Raw genomic sequence first — 18060 nt, 5'->3', positions numbered from 1 at the left:
GTAAGTTTCCTTTGATAATTGGAATTTCAAAAACTGCACAACTATGAAGAAATTATTTCCCAAACTCGGACTTTTCTTAATTATTATTGCTAATGCTAACCCCGTTTTAGCCGCATCAAAATACCAAAATACATCGTTATTAAATCAACAAATAGATTATCAACAAAACTCACAACCAATTATCACTGCTGGGTTATTTGACAAAATTGTCGATACAGTTGATAGAGTTGACCGTACCGCAGACAGAATCAAAAAAAGAAGACAACAACGCATCAGACAAGAACAAAGAGAACAGGAAAGAAAAATTAGATTTGAGATGCAACAAAAGGAACGTGAATTGATATTTCAACAACGTCAAGCACGTGAAGAAGAAAGAATCAGAATCCAAGCAGAATATGCAGCAGCAAGAAAAGCAGCAACACAAAAACAACTAGAAGAAGCAGCAAGAAGAAGACAGTATTTTAATAGTCTTTCTCCCGAACAAAAACAAGCTTATATCAAGCAACAACAAGAAGTTAAACAAAAACAAATGGCAGCGGGTTTGCTTTTATTAGGCTTAATGATGAGCGCTGGTGGAAATAGTTCTCCTCAACAAGCACAAGAGCATTACATAATACATGACAACTCAAGACCAAGCAACAATTCTGCACCTGCGACCGTTGCACCTATTCATCCCAATTACGGAACTTGTCATCATTACAATTGCTAATTAAACTTCGATATACTGAGGTTTTATTTATATCTGACATCTAATTTTCAAATTTCCGTAAGCATTCAGCATATTTATAATTAGCTCGATAATCGGGCTAATTACTTTCTCTTCACTTTTCCTGAGTAATTATATTTGACTAAAAATATTAGGAGTCAAACCAATGAAACAAATGCTAACTGTTTCTGGAGGAGTTTTGTTTGCGATCGCAATTATATCGGCAATTTTTGGAGGTGGATTTTTCATCCAGAAACTGCAATTTGAGCAGGAGTTAGCAAACCGAGGTGATTTTAATAAAACTGTCAGTAAAATTATAGGTTTGGATGAATTTAACAAGCAAAAACTAGAGGGAATACAAACTGGAGTTAACACCTCTTTTGCAGTTGCAGGAATATCTGGTGTTCTGGGAATTGGACTTGCGATTGCTGGAAAAACTAAAACCGCACAATAAGGAAATAAGTCATTAAAATTATGTTCAAATTTATATCCAAACCCCAAATCAAACTAGCGCAAATTTTCTCAATTACAAGTGCGATCGCGCTGACATTACCTTCGCTTCCTGCCTACGCAAATAATCTCAATAGTATTTTCTTCGTCAGTAAAAGTGACAACCGCAATGTGGTTCATTATGGTGTACGAATCAATCCAGATTGCTCCCTCAAAACATCTCAACCTGTATACCCCTACTGGATACTCGCAAACGGTCGGATTGAAGGTTTAGAAACATTTGAAGTTCCAGCTTTCGGAATTGCAAATCAATCAGTTTCCGGAAACAAAGTAGTCATGGAAATCAATGGTTTGAAAAACCGTAAAATTCCCAAAAAAATCACAATTCAAGTAAATCGTACCGCAAATCAAGACTGTCAAATTTCAGCTTTTATTAACATCAACGGTAAAAAAACTCAACTCACACGAATCCATATTGATTGGACAAGAAAAGGTTTTATGATTCCTAGTGGAACAGTCCATAGTGTCACTTTTTTCGGTGCAAATCAACAACGGGAAAATATTTCTTGTCAAGTCAATTGTCGCTTCTAGAAAACTAAACATTACTAACCCACGAATAATATTAACCAAGCTATGAACTTTTCAAAACTTACCCGTAAATTAACTCTATTTATTCTTCCAGTTGCAATTTCATCTAGTGTAATGTTACCAACTAGCGTCTATGCTCAAAGAAATCCTTCTCAACCAGTTTCTCGTAAACAAGTTTTAAGTAAATTGATAGATACTGTTTGTGAAAATTACCCTGTAAACTCAAAAAAATATGGGGGGTGTATGACACTAACGTTGATTACCGTTTCCACTGCTAATAAATTAAAGATTCCAGCTACTGGATTTAATTTCAACAATAAATTACAAAGTAAAAAATTTATTTTGCAAACTATGGATCAATTAGCAGAAGATAATGTATTTTTGTCTGCACTGAGAACCACATCTAGTAATCTAACTCTTGAGGAAAGAACAGGTATTGTTAGCAACTCCATTCTTAATTATGGAAGGCTCAAGCAGATAGGATATTACTAGCATTATCAACTGAACTAGTTTACAAATTGCTCAGTTCAAAACTATGATAAGTATAATTCAATTGAGTATTTAACCACTGCCCGAACATACGATTAAGAATTTCTTCGTATCGTTCGGGTGTTAGCTCTGCGGGGATATAATCTTCAACTATAAATAAATGGTACCCATATTCGGTTTTTATCGGACCAATCAACTGTTTGAGTGGTGCATTAAATACAAGGGCTACAATTTCTGGTAAGACAGCCCATCGATATACCTTTCCTTCATATCCACATTTATATCTACGGTTTTTATCGATATCGTGAATACGAGCGGCTTGGTAAAAAGAGATTTCACCTTCTTCAATTTGATAGTATAGTTCCTGAGCTAGCTTTTCATCTTTCACCACAAATTGATACAGAGCAACTTGTTCAAATTCCAAGCGATTGTGTAAAAAAAACTGTTCTACTTCTTTGTCAAATAATGCTGAAGCTAACTTTTGACTGAGTAAACGGTTGCGAATTCCCACTTCCCAATCTAATGGGGTTAGCATTTCTTGTTCAAGCCACCTAACTGTATCGCTAGCTTTTTCTAAACGCTTTTCTCTGCGCTGACGATTTGCTTCAATTTCAATTTCTTCTGTTGTCACGTTTATGCCTTTTTCTCGCGCAACTTTTTCAATTATCTTTTGAGATGCAATATTAATACATATTTCTTTTAATTTGATTTTGCTTTTGATAAAATTGATAATTTCGTCGGGTTCTAGAATAATTTGTAAATGCTTATTCATGATTATTTTCTCTAAAAAACTATTATAAAATACAATTATCGCTTTGACAAAAAACTATAAATTATCTATAAAAAATCAAATTGATATACTAATCTAATTTCGTGTTATCCAAGATTTTTTCTGATTTTTGATCAAAATATATCTGTTAGAGATTATTTTTATTATTCAGAGTATAAATACTTAATTTTTAATAGCCTAAATAATTCAAAATAAATATATTCTTCGATCATGGCTTTATATCCTGTATCAGATGTTTCATTTTATCAATTTACTCCTCAATAACTTGGTGAATAACTGCAATAAAAATAGCTTCTCTCAAATTTGTATCTCAAAGTCAAAAAATATCAACTGTAGAAAATACCGAAAAATTTCTAAATAGGGATTATCTTAAATAACTGAAAATTTGTCAGATATGTAGAGAATATCGCAAAAAAACTGGAAGCTAATTATTTTTCTTAGCCTCCAGTCATGAATAGGATAGATTGTCAGTATATTTACCGAAAATTAATCGATTAAAAGCATAATTACACTAGCAATATATACATAAATTTCTTAGGGATAAAAATATTTTTACCGTTACTTATTCATTTTTCCTTAAGCCAATAAATTTCAAATTTTATGAGCTTTAGTTATAAAGAAGTTTTGCAATTGTTAAAGGTTTAGTAGGGGGAGGTAAAACCTTAATTAAATTAGATTGGAGAAATTCACCGCTCTAATTTATTCGCTTAATCTTCCTGGAAAAAAGAACCACCATTCGCAACGATAAACTATAAATATCAACTAATTTATTTATATGCCCCGTTTTTGGATTGCCTGCTCAATCAAATTGTTTGTACTTTAATAATTAATCATTGCTTTTCACCTCACAAATAAACTTTTTTCAATTACTGTTATTGTTGTTATTTATAATTTAATGTATCAAAGAGAATAATATTTGCCATTTTGGCAGATTTATTTAAAAGTAATTATGAATAAATATCTATCTGTAGATACTCGTAATTAAAATAGAAATCATGACAAAAAAGATTACTTGATAAATTCGTAAATAAGTGAGTCAAATTAAATATAAAACCTCACCCCTCTCTTAGCCACCCCTGTTCAAGGCATCGGAGAGGGGAAGGGAAGGGGTGAGGTTTGATCTTAGATTTAATTACGCTTAGCTACTTAATACAGAAGTCGGGTTTTCAAATGCTCGATATTACAAATATTTATCCGAAAAACCCGACTTCTCACCTCACAAACAAAGGTGATTAAAATTTTTTTTGATATTTTGATATTTATTCTTGGAATTTTAAAATAAAAGTGCTACAATATAGAACCCTACACAAAAAAGCAAAAAAAGTTCAAGCTCTAGTTTAAGCTCTAGAAATTTTATGGAGTAAATGCCTCACTTATAGAAGTGTGTAATAAGTAAAAGTAAAACCCGCCATACGGATAATAATCCGATGACAGGTCATGAATTAAGAGTTGGCAAAACCGAGTATGTTTTCTCAACACTGTTTGATTTCTGACGGCTTAGTTAATTGAATTCGCAAAAATTAAACTGTAAATCCCGCTTTTCTTCTGGGTGAAAATCAGATTTCATCGATTGATATTCGCGGACTTGAGTTTCAAGCCATCTGTCAATATTAGAGCCGCCACGAATTTCTGTCTTCTGTTTACCAACAACCTCAAGATAAGCCAAGTCTTTGATTTTATTTAAACAACTTGGCGACATATTGCCATCTTTCCTTTTGTGATGATTCTGCTTGGCTATGTTTATATTTTCATTACATTGTAGGTTTGAGCGGGGAACGCCGGTGGGCGCAGGCTCCGCCGTTGCACGGCGGAGTACCGGCGACTTTTTAGGAGAATGTTCTTTAATCAATCTATTGTAAGTCCGGTAGGGGATGTAATGTAGAGGATTATAGCCAGCAAAACGCAGCATCAAAACACAAGCCCACGAATACTTACCCGCTAGAATTGCCTCAACTACTTGGTCGAATTGTTCTGAATGTATTGTCTTATCTAAATTGCCACTAATGCCAGAAAGGTCTTGATTCATGGTGTTAGTTGTCTCGAATTAAGTAAATTAGCCTCTAGACTGTGATTTGCTTGAGATAGTCGAAAATCGCTTTGAGTTGTTAAAGGAGCATCCGGACAAAAATCTGATGACTGATAATGAATGCATCAACTGTATTATTCCTTTTCGATAAAACAGTTTGTTTGTCCCACGCCATGTAATTAATCAGTTTTTGTCCCACCATCGCCATTCAACTTGATAAGACGGGAGCTAATTTTCCTTTTATTTTCTGCATCTTCGTAGGTAGAAATGACCTTTCTATACATGAAGTTACCACCGTCATTCCTTAGAAGTGCCAGTTTGATTTGAACTTTAACTAGGCAAGAAGAAAATGTACGAAAGAATCGTGTTTTTGCAATTGCTGCTTTAAATGCAAGTAATGTATTACATTTTGTATTTGCCGTATTTACAAAAGCCTCTGTTCGTGAGGCAAAATTCATCCCCGATACTATCAATTTCTGGGGAGCTAAATGTTCGCTCTTGTGCAAACTATGCTGGTTCATCCCTACAATAATGCCCGATTGGCATAAAATTTCGACTGCATTTAACCTGATGATCCTTTTCATTAATTTAACCTTTGACTAAAAAGCCGACTTTCCTGCCATCGGAACGGATGCTTACGACTACTGAAATAGATAAATTTCAGTGGCAGTAGGTTGGCAATAGTACTACCATGCTTCAAAGAATTACTTAGAGTCATTTCAGATGACTGGTAATAAAAAATCTAAGTTAGTACTTGGTAGATGCAATTTCGGCTTTTTCCAATTTCCTAAACTCCTAATATAATTCTTCGACCCTGATAATATTTTGTATAAATAGAAACTATTTTACTTTAGGAGTATTTATGTGAAATTTCTTATTTTTAGTATAGCAAACAATAATTCTTCATCTTTAATTGTTGATAACACATTAGTATTTATACTATTTTTTTTCTGAAATGTCATCTGTCTAGGAAATCAGTTTCACCAACTAAATCTACTTAATATAATTATACGAATACTTAAGTATTGTGCAAGTTTAGATTTTGTCCCTTATCTATTATTTAATGAGGGGTGTGACCCCCTACAAAATTAGGATGTTAATGTCGTAATTTTTCTTTATTTTTAATTTTTTTGGTTGTAATTATTTTTATCTAAGTGACTGAAACTTATCAAATATATATCGTATTGTAATTAGCAACAATTAGCCATCTAATTAAGTCCTGTTTGTCAGCTATCTTTTGATTTACTGTCGAAAAATTTGAGCTAAAAGCTTTACAAATAAAGGGTTTTACTGTCTTACTTATATTGTCAGGGTTTTTAAATTTATGATGAAGTTTATTCCAATTGCCAGCAATGAAGCGGGATGAATAGTTGCAACCAATACAGTTTATTGGTATTATCTATCAAATTAAATATAAAGTTTTCATATAACATCATAAAATACACTTAATCGAAATGTCAGTGTAGTATAAAGATAGCTATTTATGCCCGCTTAATTTTACGTAATTATCAAAAAACTAAAGCCTTTTTAACCTCTCTTATGAAAATTTTTATTTGCAAAAGATTTGCATATAGCGCTGCAAGTAAATAGTTGCTATGAGTAAGATTAAATGTTTAATTGCTGTTGTATTAACCTGGGATAAACTATATTTTTTCTCATTAACTCTTCATGAGTGCCTTGGTCTACTAAAACACCTCGGTCGAGAAGTAAAATAGTATCAGCATTTAGGATGCTACTAAGATTCCGAGTCACGATAAAGGTGGTGCGAAATGTGGATGAAGTATTAATAAAAGCAGCATCAAAGCCAGCTAAATTTGGTTGAAACTGATACTCGAAAGCATAATCAACCGAACTGCTAACTTCATCCACAATTAAAATGCGGGGATTCTTGATTAAAGCCCGAGCAACAGCTATTTTTTGCTGCTGTAACCCGTTCAGTTTTATTCCTGCTTCTCCAATGATGGTGTTGTAACCAAAAGGTAGTTCCTCGATAAAAGCCTGCGCTCCTGCCGATTTCGCGGCATTTTTAACTTCTTCAAGGCTAAATTCTCGATTGTACAAAGTGATATTTTCTCGGATGGTTCCAGAAAACAGGAAAAATTCTTGCGGTACTACACCTAATTGACTCCGCAAAGAATAGGGACACAACTTTTGCATATCGTGTCCATCAATCAAAATACGTCCGCTATCGGGATGGTACAAACCAGTAAGCAACTTAACCAAAGTGCTTTTACCAGAATCATCCGCTCCCACAATGCCGATAGTTTGTCCGGGTTTGACATGAAAAGAGATATTTTGTATAATATCGCCCGGTTGTTCTTGAGTGCCGCCAAAACTCACATTCTCAAAATCCACTTCACCGCGAATTGAAGGTAGTAATGTTAAAGGTTTTTGCGGATTTTCTATGGATGGAGTAGCTAAAATATCGTCAAGCCTTTCAACAGAAACTAATACTTCCAGGAATTCATCCCACAGTTTTACCAATGCCAACATTGGGTTTATGGTATTACCGATCAGCATATTAAAAGCGATAAATTCCCCTATGGAAATTTGAGCATTTATTACCATGTGGGTGCCGTACCACAACACCGTGGTATTCCCCAAATGATTAATCAAACTAGTTGCAAACTGTAAACTATTAGTGATTTTTTGACCTTGTTGACGTATCTCCATTGTCTGGGTAAAACGTTCTTCCCAGCGCGATCGCAAAGCATTCTCCGCAGCGTTAGCCTTAATTGTGACAATACCAGTAATCATTTCTGAGATTGCAGAGTTTTGAGCAGCAAAGTTAAAAGAATATTCCCGCTGCAAATTTTGCAAAAATAGATTTGTTACGGTACTCAAACCCATCATCAGCAAAATAAAACCCACCACCACTGAAGTGAGTTCCCAACTGTAATAAGCCATCAGCCCAAAGTAAATAACCGTCATTAATCCATCCAAAATGGTAGTTATGGCTTGACGAGTTAAAAAACGGTGAATTTTAGGATTTTCTTGAATTTGGCTGAGAATGTCTCCTACTCTGCGAGATGCAAAAAAAGATAATGGTAAATTCAAGGTATGACCGATCGAATTACCAATCAAAGTTAAATCCAAGCGATTAGATAAATAATCAACCAAACAACGACGGATTGATGTTAAAGCGATACGCCCCAATCCGAATACAAGAAACCCAAGGGCAAAAATATTTATATAATCAAAGTTAGAATCAAAGTTTTTGAGGGTTACGACTGCATCTATTACACTTTGGGCTAATATCGCTGGAACTATACCCAAAAGTGGTAATAGCATCGAAATAATCACTATTTTTGCCAATACAAGCCGATAATCCCTAAAAGATTGCACCAAGCGACTCAACGTCAACGAGATTGCTTCGCTCTTGCGTTCGTAAAAACGCTCTGTTGGAGATAAAAGTAAAGCATATCCCGTAAACTTTGCTTCAAATTCTGAACGAGAAAGCCATCGTTTATTTATCGCTGGGTCTGAAATTAACACACTTTTACCCTTGATTAACCACACAACAATGTAGTGATTACCCTGGTAATGGGCTATCCAAGGTAATTTATGAGACTCTAGCTCGCTCACAGCACCTCGTACTGCTAAAGCTTGATATCCGATGCTTTGAGCCGCATTAGCTAAATCGCTAAACTCCGCACCCATACAGTTGATGCGTGCTATTGAACGTAGAGTATTCAGACTAAAACGTTTACCCCAAAATTGACTAATCATTGCCAGACTTGCTGCACCGCAATCCGATGAACTTTGCTGTTGAATAAAAGGGTAAGTCCGAAACCACCGGCGCGGAGGATGTTGATTCTTGAATCTTATATACTCAGTCCAATTATCATCTTCTTCCCCAGCAACATGCTCAAATTCCGACTCAACTTGATTGTTTTTTTCCTCAGCTTCGTTATTTACATCTTCTTCCTCAGCTTCCTTTTGACTTCTTAGCTCCGGTATAATCTCCGCTACTAAATCAAAGTGTTCTTTCGGTAGATAAAATAGCGATAAATCCGTTAAAGATATCAAATCCTCTGGAATCAGATGAGGATATCCCCAACTCTCACCGATAATCGGCAACCTTTCTTTCCCCGAAATGCTGCCAATTTCCCCGCTAACAAGCCAAAAACGACCCTCCGATGGAGATGATGTTGTCAAATGTAAACCAGCAGTAATTTCGATGTTGAGAAAATAAGGAAGTAATTTTTGTAGAATTGGGGTATTTTGTGATAAAGGTAGTTTCGCTGAACGCAATTGAGTCAGTGTCTTGAAAAAAATCAATTTTTGACGTGATTTACTCGCTTCCGAGAAATAATCGTGCAAAGTCGGATAACGCTGTAACCAAGTATCAAGATCCTGTAAAGAAATTTGCGCTATAATTCCGCTACTAGATGCAACAGCTCGATATTCTGCAAAATCACCGCAAAATGCATTATCTCCTCCAAAAATTTGATTTGGATTGAGCAATTGAATTGAAACTTCCTTTTTTAAAGATGTATCAAAAGCCAGTAAGCGGACTTTTCCCCGACAAACTAAATAAACAACACCACCGCTAACTGCTGAATGCTGCTTGCAATTGTACTGAGTAAGTTCATCACCTAATTTAAACTCACGACAAATCCAAGCTTGGTTAAACTCAGATGTCAAATTACTATCCCCAACCATTTGCTTCCAAAGCTTGTCAATAGCAGATGAAGCAATCAGGGATGGAGTATTGTTTATCTCAACGTCCGCTTTCTGAACTCCCAACTGTGGGTACGAGTCCATTGTTTAATCTCTGAGTAATGGTAATTTTATTGACTCTAGTTAAATCTTGTAGCGGTAGTTGAAAAGAGCTTTAAATACTTTTAATATAAGGCTTTATCCTGATTATTAACCACTGAATTAGCTCTTTGCACCCGTATTAATGATTACTAATTATTCATTCATCTTGCTTATATAAATATTTAGTGTATTTTCGTCAAGTAAAAGTTGAAAGTAAAACATTTTTTTAGCCAAACCCAAGTTATTACTTTAGCAGACTATTGATTACCATTAAATGCATTCTTATTAAATTTCAGCCCTTAGCGTCCATAAACATCTTATACTTTATCAAAGTTTTACTTCCACCTTGATTTAGTGTTGATTATGTGTTAATTCTGTTAAGTAGATGATTATGTAGTTTTAAGTACAAACTCTAATTAGTAAATAATTTACAATGAGATACTTTTAGCATAGAAATTATTGTTAAAAATACGATAATTATCAGTTTTTTGATCAAAAGCATTTCTTATAGTCGAGTTTTTCGCTACAAAACTTGTTCAACGTGAACATATAGTCCGAGTTATTAGTTGTGGTTATCGTTAAAGTTAATCTCATTTGCTTTTTAAACATCAAGATTTGATGAATAAAAGGTCAAAGGTCAAAGGTCAAAGGTCAACTAACTCCTAACCTATCCCCTTGTCCCCTTATCCCCTTATCCTGCTTAGTTAATCTAGCATCAAATAAATTCCCCAAATTGCCATAGCTCTAAGGTAAACACAAGCGCGGAATGTACCAACCGCTGTAATGGCTTCGGGAGTGCGGAACTGCAAACCGTTTTCGTAAATTTGATTTACTACAGCTTCTGTCAACTTAAATGCTTCTGACTTCATTCCCATCTGTACTAAAAAAGCAGCAATACCAAAGTTGATTCCTGTCCAAACTTCTAAGGGATGAGTTGCATCGGGGTTTTCAGGAGAACCATCGAGACGCAAACCGTTAGCGGCACCAAATTTACCTTCGTGAAATTTGAGGAAACAAGCATCGTAAACAGTATTTAAAGCTGTAATCGTACATTCGTTCGGTACAATATCTGGTAGCTGTAATAAACGAGCGTAAAATTGTCCGCATAATTGGTCAGCCATTACTACTTCCGAACCGCTTTCACTATCAAGACGGTAGAACTTTCCGTTCCATAGCTTTTCTTGATAAACAGGACGAGATTTTTCTAACCAATTTTGGTAAACTGCTTTTTGCGCGGCTAAATTCTCGATTTGTACCGACTGACTTGATAAAACTTCGCTAATGGCGATCGCCGCTTCTAAAGCTGCTAACCATAAACCCCCACAGTAAGCACTTACACCCTGTAACCGCCAATCGTCAAAGGTTTGGTCTGGTGCGCCGGAATTTTCGGGAATCCCATCTCCATCTTGATCAAAGGCTTTGAGATAGTTTAAAGTTTCCACAATCGCATTCCAGCAATCCCCAAGAAATTTGATATCCGTACTACCTGTATAAATAAAATCACGGTATACCTGTAACACAAAATCACAACCTAAATCTTTCCACTGGTTACAATCTTGATAGCTAGTATAATTTGTCTTTTCCCAAACGTGTTCATTGGGTGCGCCCAAATCGTGGGGTGTTGCACCGGCTACTTTGCGAACTGCTAGAGGGCTTTCTGCACCAATAGTATAGTAGTAGCCGATTACACGAGTATTTTCATCACTGTCGGAAATTGCTCTAGCAAAAGCGCGAATTACTGCTTTTTCCAATTCCGGAAACAATATTAGTAAACCAAAAGAACCATAAAGCCGTACATCCAAACTTTCGTACCAACGATAGTCCAAACACTCAAGTACAGCAAACTGACCAAACGAGTCACGAGTGGAAGCCGTACTCCACAAAGTACCCCCAGCAGTAAGGTCATAAAGTTCGTTAAACAAAGCCATTTTGAACCAATCTGGCAAATCTTGACGTTGAATAATTGGCTGTTGCCAAACTTGAATTTGATCAAGCCAACTTTGATATTCTTCAAGAGCAGTAATCGCGATATTCAGAGCATTCTTACCATTAACGCCAAAAAAATCCGTATACCTGCGCTTATAGATAATTCCAGATGCAAATTCTGTGACTGGAAAATCCCACGCGATCGCAAAAGGAATGGAGAGAGTTTCTCCCGGTTCAAGAGTAAAACGCACCGCGATTGCAGCGGCTATTTGTTCGTTTTGAATAGCAGGAGTTTCATCAGTAATATTAGCCAAAGAACCATTTTCAGCAAAACTTCGCCAAATATCTTCACCAGTACTGGTTGGATTCCATCGAGTATGATGAAATATTTCAACTTTCGGATGTTTTGAAGTAGCAATACACCAAGTACCTTCACCTTCAGCTGGTTCAACAATACCCACTCGATCTAATACACAACCAATATATTGAGAATTTGTAATTAACTGATTAAAATTATCTTTACTTTCGCCTATATTCGGTTGATAATCATAAACCGGACTACCATCATCCCGCATTTGCACTTCAGGTGACTTCACAGTATTAGTAAACCACCCCACCATATTTTGCCATGTCAGCATAATACTCAGAGTAATCGGCGCATTTGTAGGATTATGAGCATTCCAAACAAACACCGCTACCGGGTAACTAGATTCTTGATAATTATCAGCCCAAATCGGGGAAAATTGCTGGCAGCTTAACTGTGCTTGAAATACATTTTCGTATATAAACCAACTGCGAGGATATAAAGCATGATAAGTTCCGGTAGAATCCGCTGCGGATTCAGATTGAGGATAAAACTGCCATGCCGACAAAGTACCATCATTACTCGGTTCAGTAGATAATGCATAAGTAATATCTTGATGATTACTACTTTCAAAAACGCTAAACTGACAACTGGGGATATTTTTCCAAGTATGTTCCCCACCATCGATATGCCATAAGTTAAAATCTCCCCGTGAAGAACGACCAATACAACCAGCACCAAAACCACCCAAGGGCATTCCCTGCCAAGGACCATCATCAATATTACTAGCTTTACGAACGGTATAAGGCTGTTCCCAACCCAAACCAATAGCACGACTCCAGGCACAGCTAGGAATTGCTTTATCAGACGGTTTTTTGATGCTATCCATATAATTTAATTTTTTTTGCAGCATTTAGTCACGACCATGAAGTATGGTCTGATGTGTAATTTTTCTCAAGTCCCATTTCATACCAATCAACAAGTTTTGGGACAGTTGACAGTGGACAGTTGACAGTTGATAAGCACTAACTCCTCACTCCTCACTCCTCACTCCTCACTCCTCACTCCTAACTCTTTTAATCCAAAATCTAAAAACGTGCATTCCCAGTCAGAAATAAGTTAAAATTAAATTCCATATACAATACATACACAAAATTGTCTAATCTATACCATCTGTTACTATGTGTTGATTAAAATTATTGGATATAAGTCCGGATCGTAAACAGTAGATATTCTCGGCAAATAAAAGCTATAAATTAAAAATAGTTTGGTAATTTAAATGTAGAGGCTTAATATTATATTGTGTCTGTACTAATAATAGTTAGTAAGCTAGAAAATAAGCAAAAATTATACTTAGTCCATACAATGTTTTGAAAAGGGAGGGGAATAAAAGTGGATGTACACAGGCAGCCCTCACCACTGGCAATCGGTTAAAGTTAGAGATATTCTAGGGAAGTATTTACAAATTGCCTTCCCTAAAAAGTTCAAAAAACTTGACCTCGCTAGAGTCAATCCAAGCCTAGGTAGGATAAACACCAGGAGTTGCCGTCTTAAATTATTTTTCATCCCACCATCAAGCGTGGGAGTATTAAAAAAATACAGGTTAAGCTAGAGGAGAGAGAGCGCGTACTTTGCCTACATCTAGGCTAGGCAAAAAGCAATACTCCCATTCCTCAAATCCCCGAATTGTCTCTAGGAAAGCATAGTCCTTACTCCATGCTGCGAATTATTAATCAGCAGGCAGACGTTATAGCAGAATTGCAACGTATCTGCGATCGCACTAATGACGAACAGGTGCTTCACAAAGAAGCAACGGTGCGGGAAGTACTGCAAGCGGTGAAGCGCCAAGGTGATAAAGCAGTATTACATTACACTGCCGAATTTGATGGACAAATCCTTAACTCTGAAGAATTACGAGTAAGTAAGTCGGAAATCGATGCAGCTTACGAAAATACCTCCAAGGATTTGTTAGAAGCAATCAAGTTGGCTTGCGACAATATAGAAACATTTCATCGACAACGAGTTCCCAAAAGCTGGGTAAATTTCGGTGAAGATGAAATTGTTTTAGGTAAAAGATATACTCCCGTAGACATTGCGGGTTTATACGTACCAGGTGGCCGGGCTTCATACCCAAGTACCGTATTGATGAACGCCATTCCAGCCAAAGTGGCAGGAGTTCCGCGTCGGGTTATGGTGACACCCCCAGGAGGTGAAAAAGGAATTAATCCAGCAGTATTAGTCGCTGCACGAGAAGCCGGAATCGAAGAAATTTATCGTGTTGGAGGGGCGCAAGCAATCGCCGCTTTAGCTTATGGAACTCAAACGATTCCCAAAGTGAATGTCATTACTGGTCCGGGAAACATTTACGTCACCTTGGCGAAAAAGTTAGTTTACGGAACGGTTGGAATTGATTCATTAGCTGGCCCGAGTGAAGTACTAATTATTGCCGATAACACAGCAAATCCCGTACACGTTGCAACAGACTTATTAGCCCAAGCAGAACACGATCCATTAGCAGCAGCAATATTAATAACTACCGATGCTAGTTTAGCTAAAGACGTGCAGGTGGCATTAGAAAGGCAACTAGTTGACCATCCAAAACGGTTGAATACAGAAAAAGCTATAGCTCACTACGGCTTAGTAGTGATAGTAGAGTCCTTGGAAGTAGCCGCCGAATTATCTAACGAGTTTGCCCCGGAACATTTAGAGTTAGAAGTATCCGACCCTTGGAAATTATTACCTTTGATTCGTCATGCTGGGGCAATATTTTTAGGTCATTCTACACCAGAAGCCGTAGGAGATTACTTAGCTGGACCAAATCATACTTTACCTACTTCTGGCGCAGCTAGATATGCTTCAGCATTAGGAGTAGAAACTTTCTTAAAACACTCTAGTATTATTCAGTACTCGCAAACTGCATTGGGTAAAGTCGCTGATGCAATCGATTTACTAGCCACCGCAGAGGGTTTACCATCCCATGCTGAGTCGGTAAGACGACGAGTACAAGAAGGTTAAAGGTTCAAGGTCAAAAATCAAAGGTTAATAATTATGAAAAATAAATTCATAACTCTTAAATTCTTTCTGTTGCTTCTCTGTTTCCTAATACCATAGTCCTTTTGTTACCTTGTCTCACAATCTGCTGTTTCTGATTAGCTAATTATTAATTTTTTCTGCTAATTTTGATAAAAGTTAATTTAGCAGGTCAAACTAAAATCTAAAGGTTAGAAATCTAAAAATGTTTATTTATTATTAATTTTAATTAATTAATTATAAGTAAATAATAAATAAATAAGCATAAAGGGTTTACGTAGCCCTAGATTTCTAACTGTTCATTTTGTTAGGGGCTTATTTGCGGGAGATACTCATCAGTGCTAAAAACAATTGTGGCAGCTTTGGATGGTTCGGAAATGACCGAACGAATAATTGAGTTTTTAGGGCAATTGGTAATGGAAAAAGAGAGTAAAGTCGTTTTATGTCATGTCTTTCCTCCACCCCAATCAGAAATGCAGTTAGCCGCAGACCATCCTCAAAATATATCTGAAATTTCTTATTTACAGATAGAAAAACAACTAGAATCCTATCAGCAGCAATTACCTGTTAAAAGTGATTTAGAATTGGTAATGGGTGACCCAGCAGAAGAAATCACTCGCCTTGCGAATATTTATCAAGCCGATCTAATTGTAATTGGCAGTCGTGGATTGACGGGAATGAAGCGAATTGTTCAAGGTTCCGTTAGCTCTCAAGTGACAGAAGATGCTCATTGCTCGGTTTTGATCGTCAAACCTTAATAAGCAAGGAAAAATTCGCTCTTTATATAGTAACGTTTTTGTGAAATATGGCGCGCCCTCTGTACACAAGCTTTACCTAATAATTGTGCATTCACAACATTCACTTTTAAATACTAATCAAATACTAATCGCGATCGCGATTAGTTTGTTCATTAACTTCACTATCTTGCAAGGCAATTTCAAAGTTCATCCTTTGTTCTGCATTGCGTAAGAAATAACCACTAATCATTGCTGATGCTAAAAGCTTACCTAAATTTTCGCGGTTAGTCGTAATATTGACATGAAAGGGTTCTGAGGGTAAACTTCCCAAAAGTCCGATAATATTGCGCTCTATTACCCCAAAAACTTCAGAAGAAGAAGGTTTGGATAATTGGGTAATTGTTTCAGGACTTAAAGAGCTAACATACTGCCACAATGAATTAGAAGTCTGGGATTCGCTATTAAAAAACTCGGAAACTCTATTATTGGATGGGTTACTCATGCTTTTTCTCCTTATATTTTAATATTTTTATTACCACTAGTATAATAAATAACTTTTGCTTGAGATGCTGCGTAGCTTTTGAAACTTAGAATACTTGGAATTTTTCTGCGTGGTATTAATGTAACGAATATGTTATGGGATGAAAGTCGTTGTAACCGTACCAAGAGCGGGTATTTTCTCACCCAATAGATAAATACAGGAAGTTAAAGTTTAAAGGTGATCAAAAAATCAAGAGGAAACTAGTGGGTCTGTTTGATCAGTTCCCCCACATTTTCCCCTTTTCAAATAGTCATAAATTAGCTACTTATACCAAGTATAACTATTAATATTTTTAACTAGCCAAATATTCATCCATATCACCTTTCGACTTGCGAAGTTTATTTAGAGCTTCTCGCTCAATTTGCCGTACTCGTTCGCGACTAATATTAAGCTGTTCACCTATTTTCACAAGTGTCATTGCTTTTCCATCATTTAAACCAAACCGCAAGGTAATAACCTGTTGCTGCTGGGGAGTAAGTTCTGAAATTAAGCACTCTAATTCGTAGGATAATGAAGATTGCATCACAAAATCTTCTGGAGAAGCATTTGGGTCTTCTAACATTTCTCCTAACTCTGTATCGTAATTATCTCCCAAACGCAAATCCAAAGATAAAGGAACCCTTGCCTTTTCTAAATACTCTCGTACCTGCTTGGGAGTTAACTCCAACTCTTGTGCCAATTCAGAAACTGTCGCAGCACGTCCTAATTTTTGAGATAGTTGACGCTGTGCTTTCTTAATTTTATTTAACTTTTCGGTAATATGAATGGGCAGACGAATAGTACGACCTTTTTCGGCAATTGCGCGGGTAATTGCTTGACGAATCCACCAATAAGCATAAGTAGAAAATCTATAACCTTTTGTCGGGTCAAACTTTTCCACACCCCGTTGCATTCCTATACTACCTTCCTGAATCAAGTCAAGTAAATCAACATTACGTTTTATATATTTTTTAGCCACCGAAACCACAAGCCGCAAATTGGCTTCTACCATTTTGCGTTTAGCTATTTCGCCTTTTTCTATTGTTTCTTCTAATTCAGATGGCTTTAACTTGGCACATGAGGCCCATTCTTCTAAGCTCGGTTGACGTTTTAATTCCACAGCAAGAGATTCTCTTACCGATTGCAAGACTGTGGCATTATGTACCTGCTTGCCGTAAAGTATTTCTTCCTCGTGAGTTAAAAGTGGTACGCGACCAATTTCACGCAGATAAGTCCGCACGAGGTCTTTAGGTGTCTGAGCGGTCTTCATAGCACTAGGCATAAAGGGTGGTGAAAATGAATTTTGGCGATAAGTTCACAATTAAATAAATTCCTAGACCGGGTACATCTCACAAAAAGTAGAAAACCCAGGTAGTTCAAAGTGCAAATCTGGCACTCTAGAAATTTTGCATACAAGAGTACTTTTATATTTATGATTATTAATTGCTAATATTTGCAGATTTTAACCATGCTTTACAAGTACCTAGAGTTAGATAAAAAGTAATTAATTCAACATTTCTGATTTTTTGAGATTGTAAACAATTGTAACCTTTATGAGAACTGATTGACTACCATTAGATGCTTTTCTTCATTGTCGCCTGTCCGATTGGTACATAAACTTAAAATTTTCCTAAAGAATATGTGAAAAATTTTGATTCAATTCATTTTTTTGTTAATTTTATTAAAACTAAGTAAAAAAATCGGCATATAAATTGTAACTATTAGTTTTT

At 36.2% G+C, this 18060-nt stretch carries 13 protein-coding genes; 6 read left to right on the top strand and 7 right to left on the bottom strand.

The annotated features are described in order from the left end of the window. Window positions 1-43 precede the first annotated feature (43 nt). From IQ247_RS01065 to IQ247_RS01050, 4 genes are all read left to right on the top strand, one after another. Window positions 44-709, top strand: a complete 666-nt coding sequence (locus IQ247_RS01065) for a hypothetical protein (RefSeq protein ID WP_193916025.1) — start codon at window positions 44-46, stop codon at window positions 707-709. A 163-nt stretch (window positions 710-872) separates the two neighbouring features. Beyond that, window positions 873-1160 carry a hypothetical protein gene (locus IQ247_RS01060; protein ID WP_193916022.1) on the top strand — a complete coding sequence of 96 codons (288 nt, stop codon included), beginning with the start codon at window positions 873-875 and terminating at the stop codon, window positions 1158-1160. A 20-nt stretch (window positions 1161-1180) separates the two neighbouring features. Next, window positions 1181-1747, top strand: a complete 567-nt coding sequence (locus IQ247_RS01055; RefSeq protein ID WP_193916019.1) for a DUF4833 domain-containing protein — start codon at window positions 1181-1183, stop codon at window positions 1745-1747. Between the two features lie 42 nt (window positions 1748-1789). Beyond that, the gene (locus IQ247_RS01050) at window positions 1790-2236 is read left to right on the top strand and encodes a DUF4148 domain-containing protein (RefSeq protein ID WP_193916015.1); all 447 of its coding nucleotides are present in this window, start codon (window positions 1790-1792) and stop codon (window positions 2234-2236) included. A 19-nt stretch (window positions 2237-2255) separates the two neighbouring features. Here IQ247_RS01050 and IQ247_RS01045 read toward each other — a convergent pair whose 3' ends face one another. The 5 genes from IQ247_RS01045 to IQ247_RS01025 all read right to left on the bottom strand — a co-directional run bounded on the left by IQ247_RS01045 (window position 2256) and on the right by IQ247_RS01025 (window position 12932). Further along, complete coding sequence (locus tag IQ247_RS01045; protein ID WP_193916012.1) at window positions 2256-3005, bottom strand: peptidylprolyl isomerase; 750 nt, start codon at window positions 3003-3005, stop codon at window positions 2256-2258. A gap of 1519 nt (window positions 3006-4524) precedes the next feature. Further along, window positions 4525-5049, bottom strand: a complete 525-nt coding sequence (locus tag IQ247_RS01040) for a HetP family heterocyst commitment protein (RefSeq protein WP_193916009.1) — start codon at window positions 5047-5049, stop codon at window positions 4525-4527. Window positions 5050-5228: 179 nt separating this feature from the next. Further along, complete coding sequence (locus IQ247_RS01035; RefSeq protein ID WP_193916007.1) at window positions 5229-5633, bottom strand: hypothetical protein; 405 nt, start codon at window positions 5631-5633, stop codon at window positions 5229-5231. 1021 nt (window positions 5634-6654) lie between these two features. Next, complete coding sequence (locus IQ247_RS01030; RefSeq protein ID WP_193916005.1) at window positions 6655-9816, bottom strand: ABC transporter transmembrane domain-containing protein; 3162 nt, start codon at window positions 9814-9816, stop codon at window positions 6655-6657. A gap of 701 nt (window positions 9817-10517) precedes the next feature. Then, window positions 10518-12932: a GH116 family glycosyl hydrolase gene (locus IQ247_RS01025; protein ID WP_193916002.1), complete on the bottom strand. Its 2415-nt coding sequence runs from the start codon at window positions 12930-12932 to the stop codon at window positions 10518-10520. An 827-nt stretch (window positions 12933-13759) separates the two neighbouring features. On the opposite strand from IQ247_RS01025, the gene hisD reads away from it, so the two are divergent. Continuing rightward, complete coding sequence (gene hisD / locus IQ247_RS01020) at window positions 13760-15058, top strand: histidinol dehydrogenase (RefSeq protein WP_193915998.1); 1299 nt, start codon at window positions 13760-13762, stop codon at window positions 15056-15058. 353 nt (window positions 15059-15411) lie between these two features. Continuing rightward, window positions 15412-15831 (top strand): universal stress protein, encoded by a 420-nt coding sequence (locus tag IQ247_RS01015; protein WP_193915995.1) that lies wholly within the window; start codon window positions 15412-15414, stop codon window positions 15829-15831. Window positions 15832-15955: 124 nt separating this feature from the next. Here IQ247_RS01015 and IQ247_RS01010 read toward each other — a convergent pair whose 3' ends face one another. Both IQ247_RS01010 and IQ247_RS01005 read right to left on the bottom strand, forming a co-directional pair. After that, the gene (locus tag IQ247_RS01010; protein WP_193915992.1) at window positions 15956-16312 is read right to left on the bottom strand and encodes a DUF760 domain-containing protein; all 357 of its coding nucleotides are present in this window, start codon (window positions 16310-16312) and stop codon (window positions 15956-15958) included. Between the two features lie 331 nt (window positions 16313-16643). Continuing rightward, window positions 16644-17600: an RNA polymerase sigma factor, RpoD/SigA family gene (locus IQ247_RS01005; protein ID WP_193915989.1), complete on the bottom strand. Its 957-nt coding sequence runs from the start codon at window positions 17598-17600 to the stop codon at window positions 16644-16646. Between the last annotated feature and the right edge of the window lie 460 nt (window positions 17601-18060).

The sequence above is a fragment of the Plectonema cf. radiosum LEGE 06105 genome (assembly GCF_015207665.1).
Taxonomy (GTDB): Bacteria; Cyanobacteriota; Cyanobacteriia; order Cyanobacteriales; family Nostocaceae; genus Rivularia; species Rivularia radiosa_A.
This window is presented reverse-complemented; position numbering and strand designations above follow the sequence as displayed.

Excerpts from the sequence above, each read along its gene's own strand:
- IQ247_RS01065 (WP_193916025.1), top strand. The coding sequence starts at position 44 with ATGAAGAAATTATTTCCCAAACTCGGACTTTTCTTAATTATTATTGCT.
- IQ247_RS01060 (WP_193916022.1), top strand. The coding sequence starts at position 873 with ATGAAACAAATGCTAACTGTTTCTGGAGGAGTTTTGTTTGCGATCGCA.
- IQ247_RS01055 (WP_193916019.1), top strand. The coding sequence starts at position 1,181 with ATGTTCAAATTTATATCCAAACCCCAAATCAAACTAGCGCAAATTTTC.
- IQ247_RS01050 (WP_193916015.1), top strand. The coding sequence starts at position 1,790 with ATGAACTTTTCAAAACTTACCCGTAAATTAACTCTATTTATTCTTCCA.
- IQ247_RS01045 (WP_193916012.1), bottom strand. The coding sequence starts at position 3,005 with ATGAATAAGCATTTACAAATTATTCTAGAACCCGACGAAATTATCAAT.
- IQ247_RS01040 (WP_193916009.1), bottom strand. The coding sequence starts at position 5,049 with ATGAATCAAGACCTTTCTGGCATTAGTGGCAATTTAGATAAGACAATA.
- IQ247_RS01035 (WP_193916007.1), bottom strand. The coding sequence starts at position 5,633 with ATGAAAAGGATCATCAGGTTAAATGCAGTCGAAATTTTATGCCAATCG.
- IQ247_RS01030 (WP_193916005.1), bottom strand. The coding sequence starts at position 9,816 with ATGGACTCGTACCCACAGTTGGGAGTTCAGAAAGCGGACGTTGAGATA.
- IQ247_RS01025 (WP_193916002.1), bottom strand. The coding sequence starts at position 12,932 with ATGGATAGCATCAAAAAACCGTCTGATAAAGCAATTCCTAGCTGTGCC.
- hisD (WP_193915998.1), top strand. The coding sequence starts at position 13,760 with ATGCTGCGAATTATTAATCAGCAGGCAGACGTTATAGCAGAATTGCAA.
- IQ247_RS01010 (WP_193915992.1), bottom strand. The coding sequence starts at position 16,312 with ATGAGTAACCCATCCAATAATAGAGTTTCCGAGTTTTTTAATAGCGAA.
- IQ247_RS01005 (WP_193915989.1), bottom strand. The coding sequence starts at position 17,600 with ATGAAGACCGCTCAGACACCTAAAGACCTCGTGCGGACTTATCTGCGT.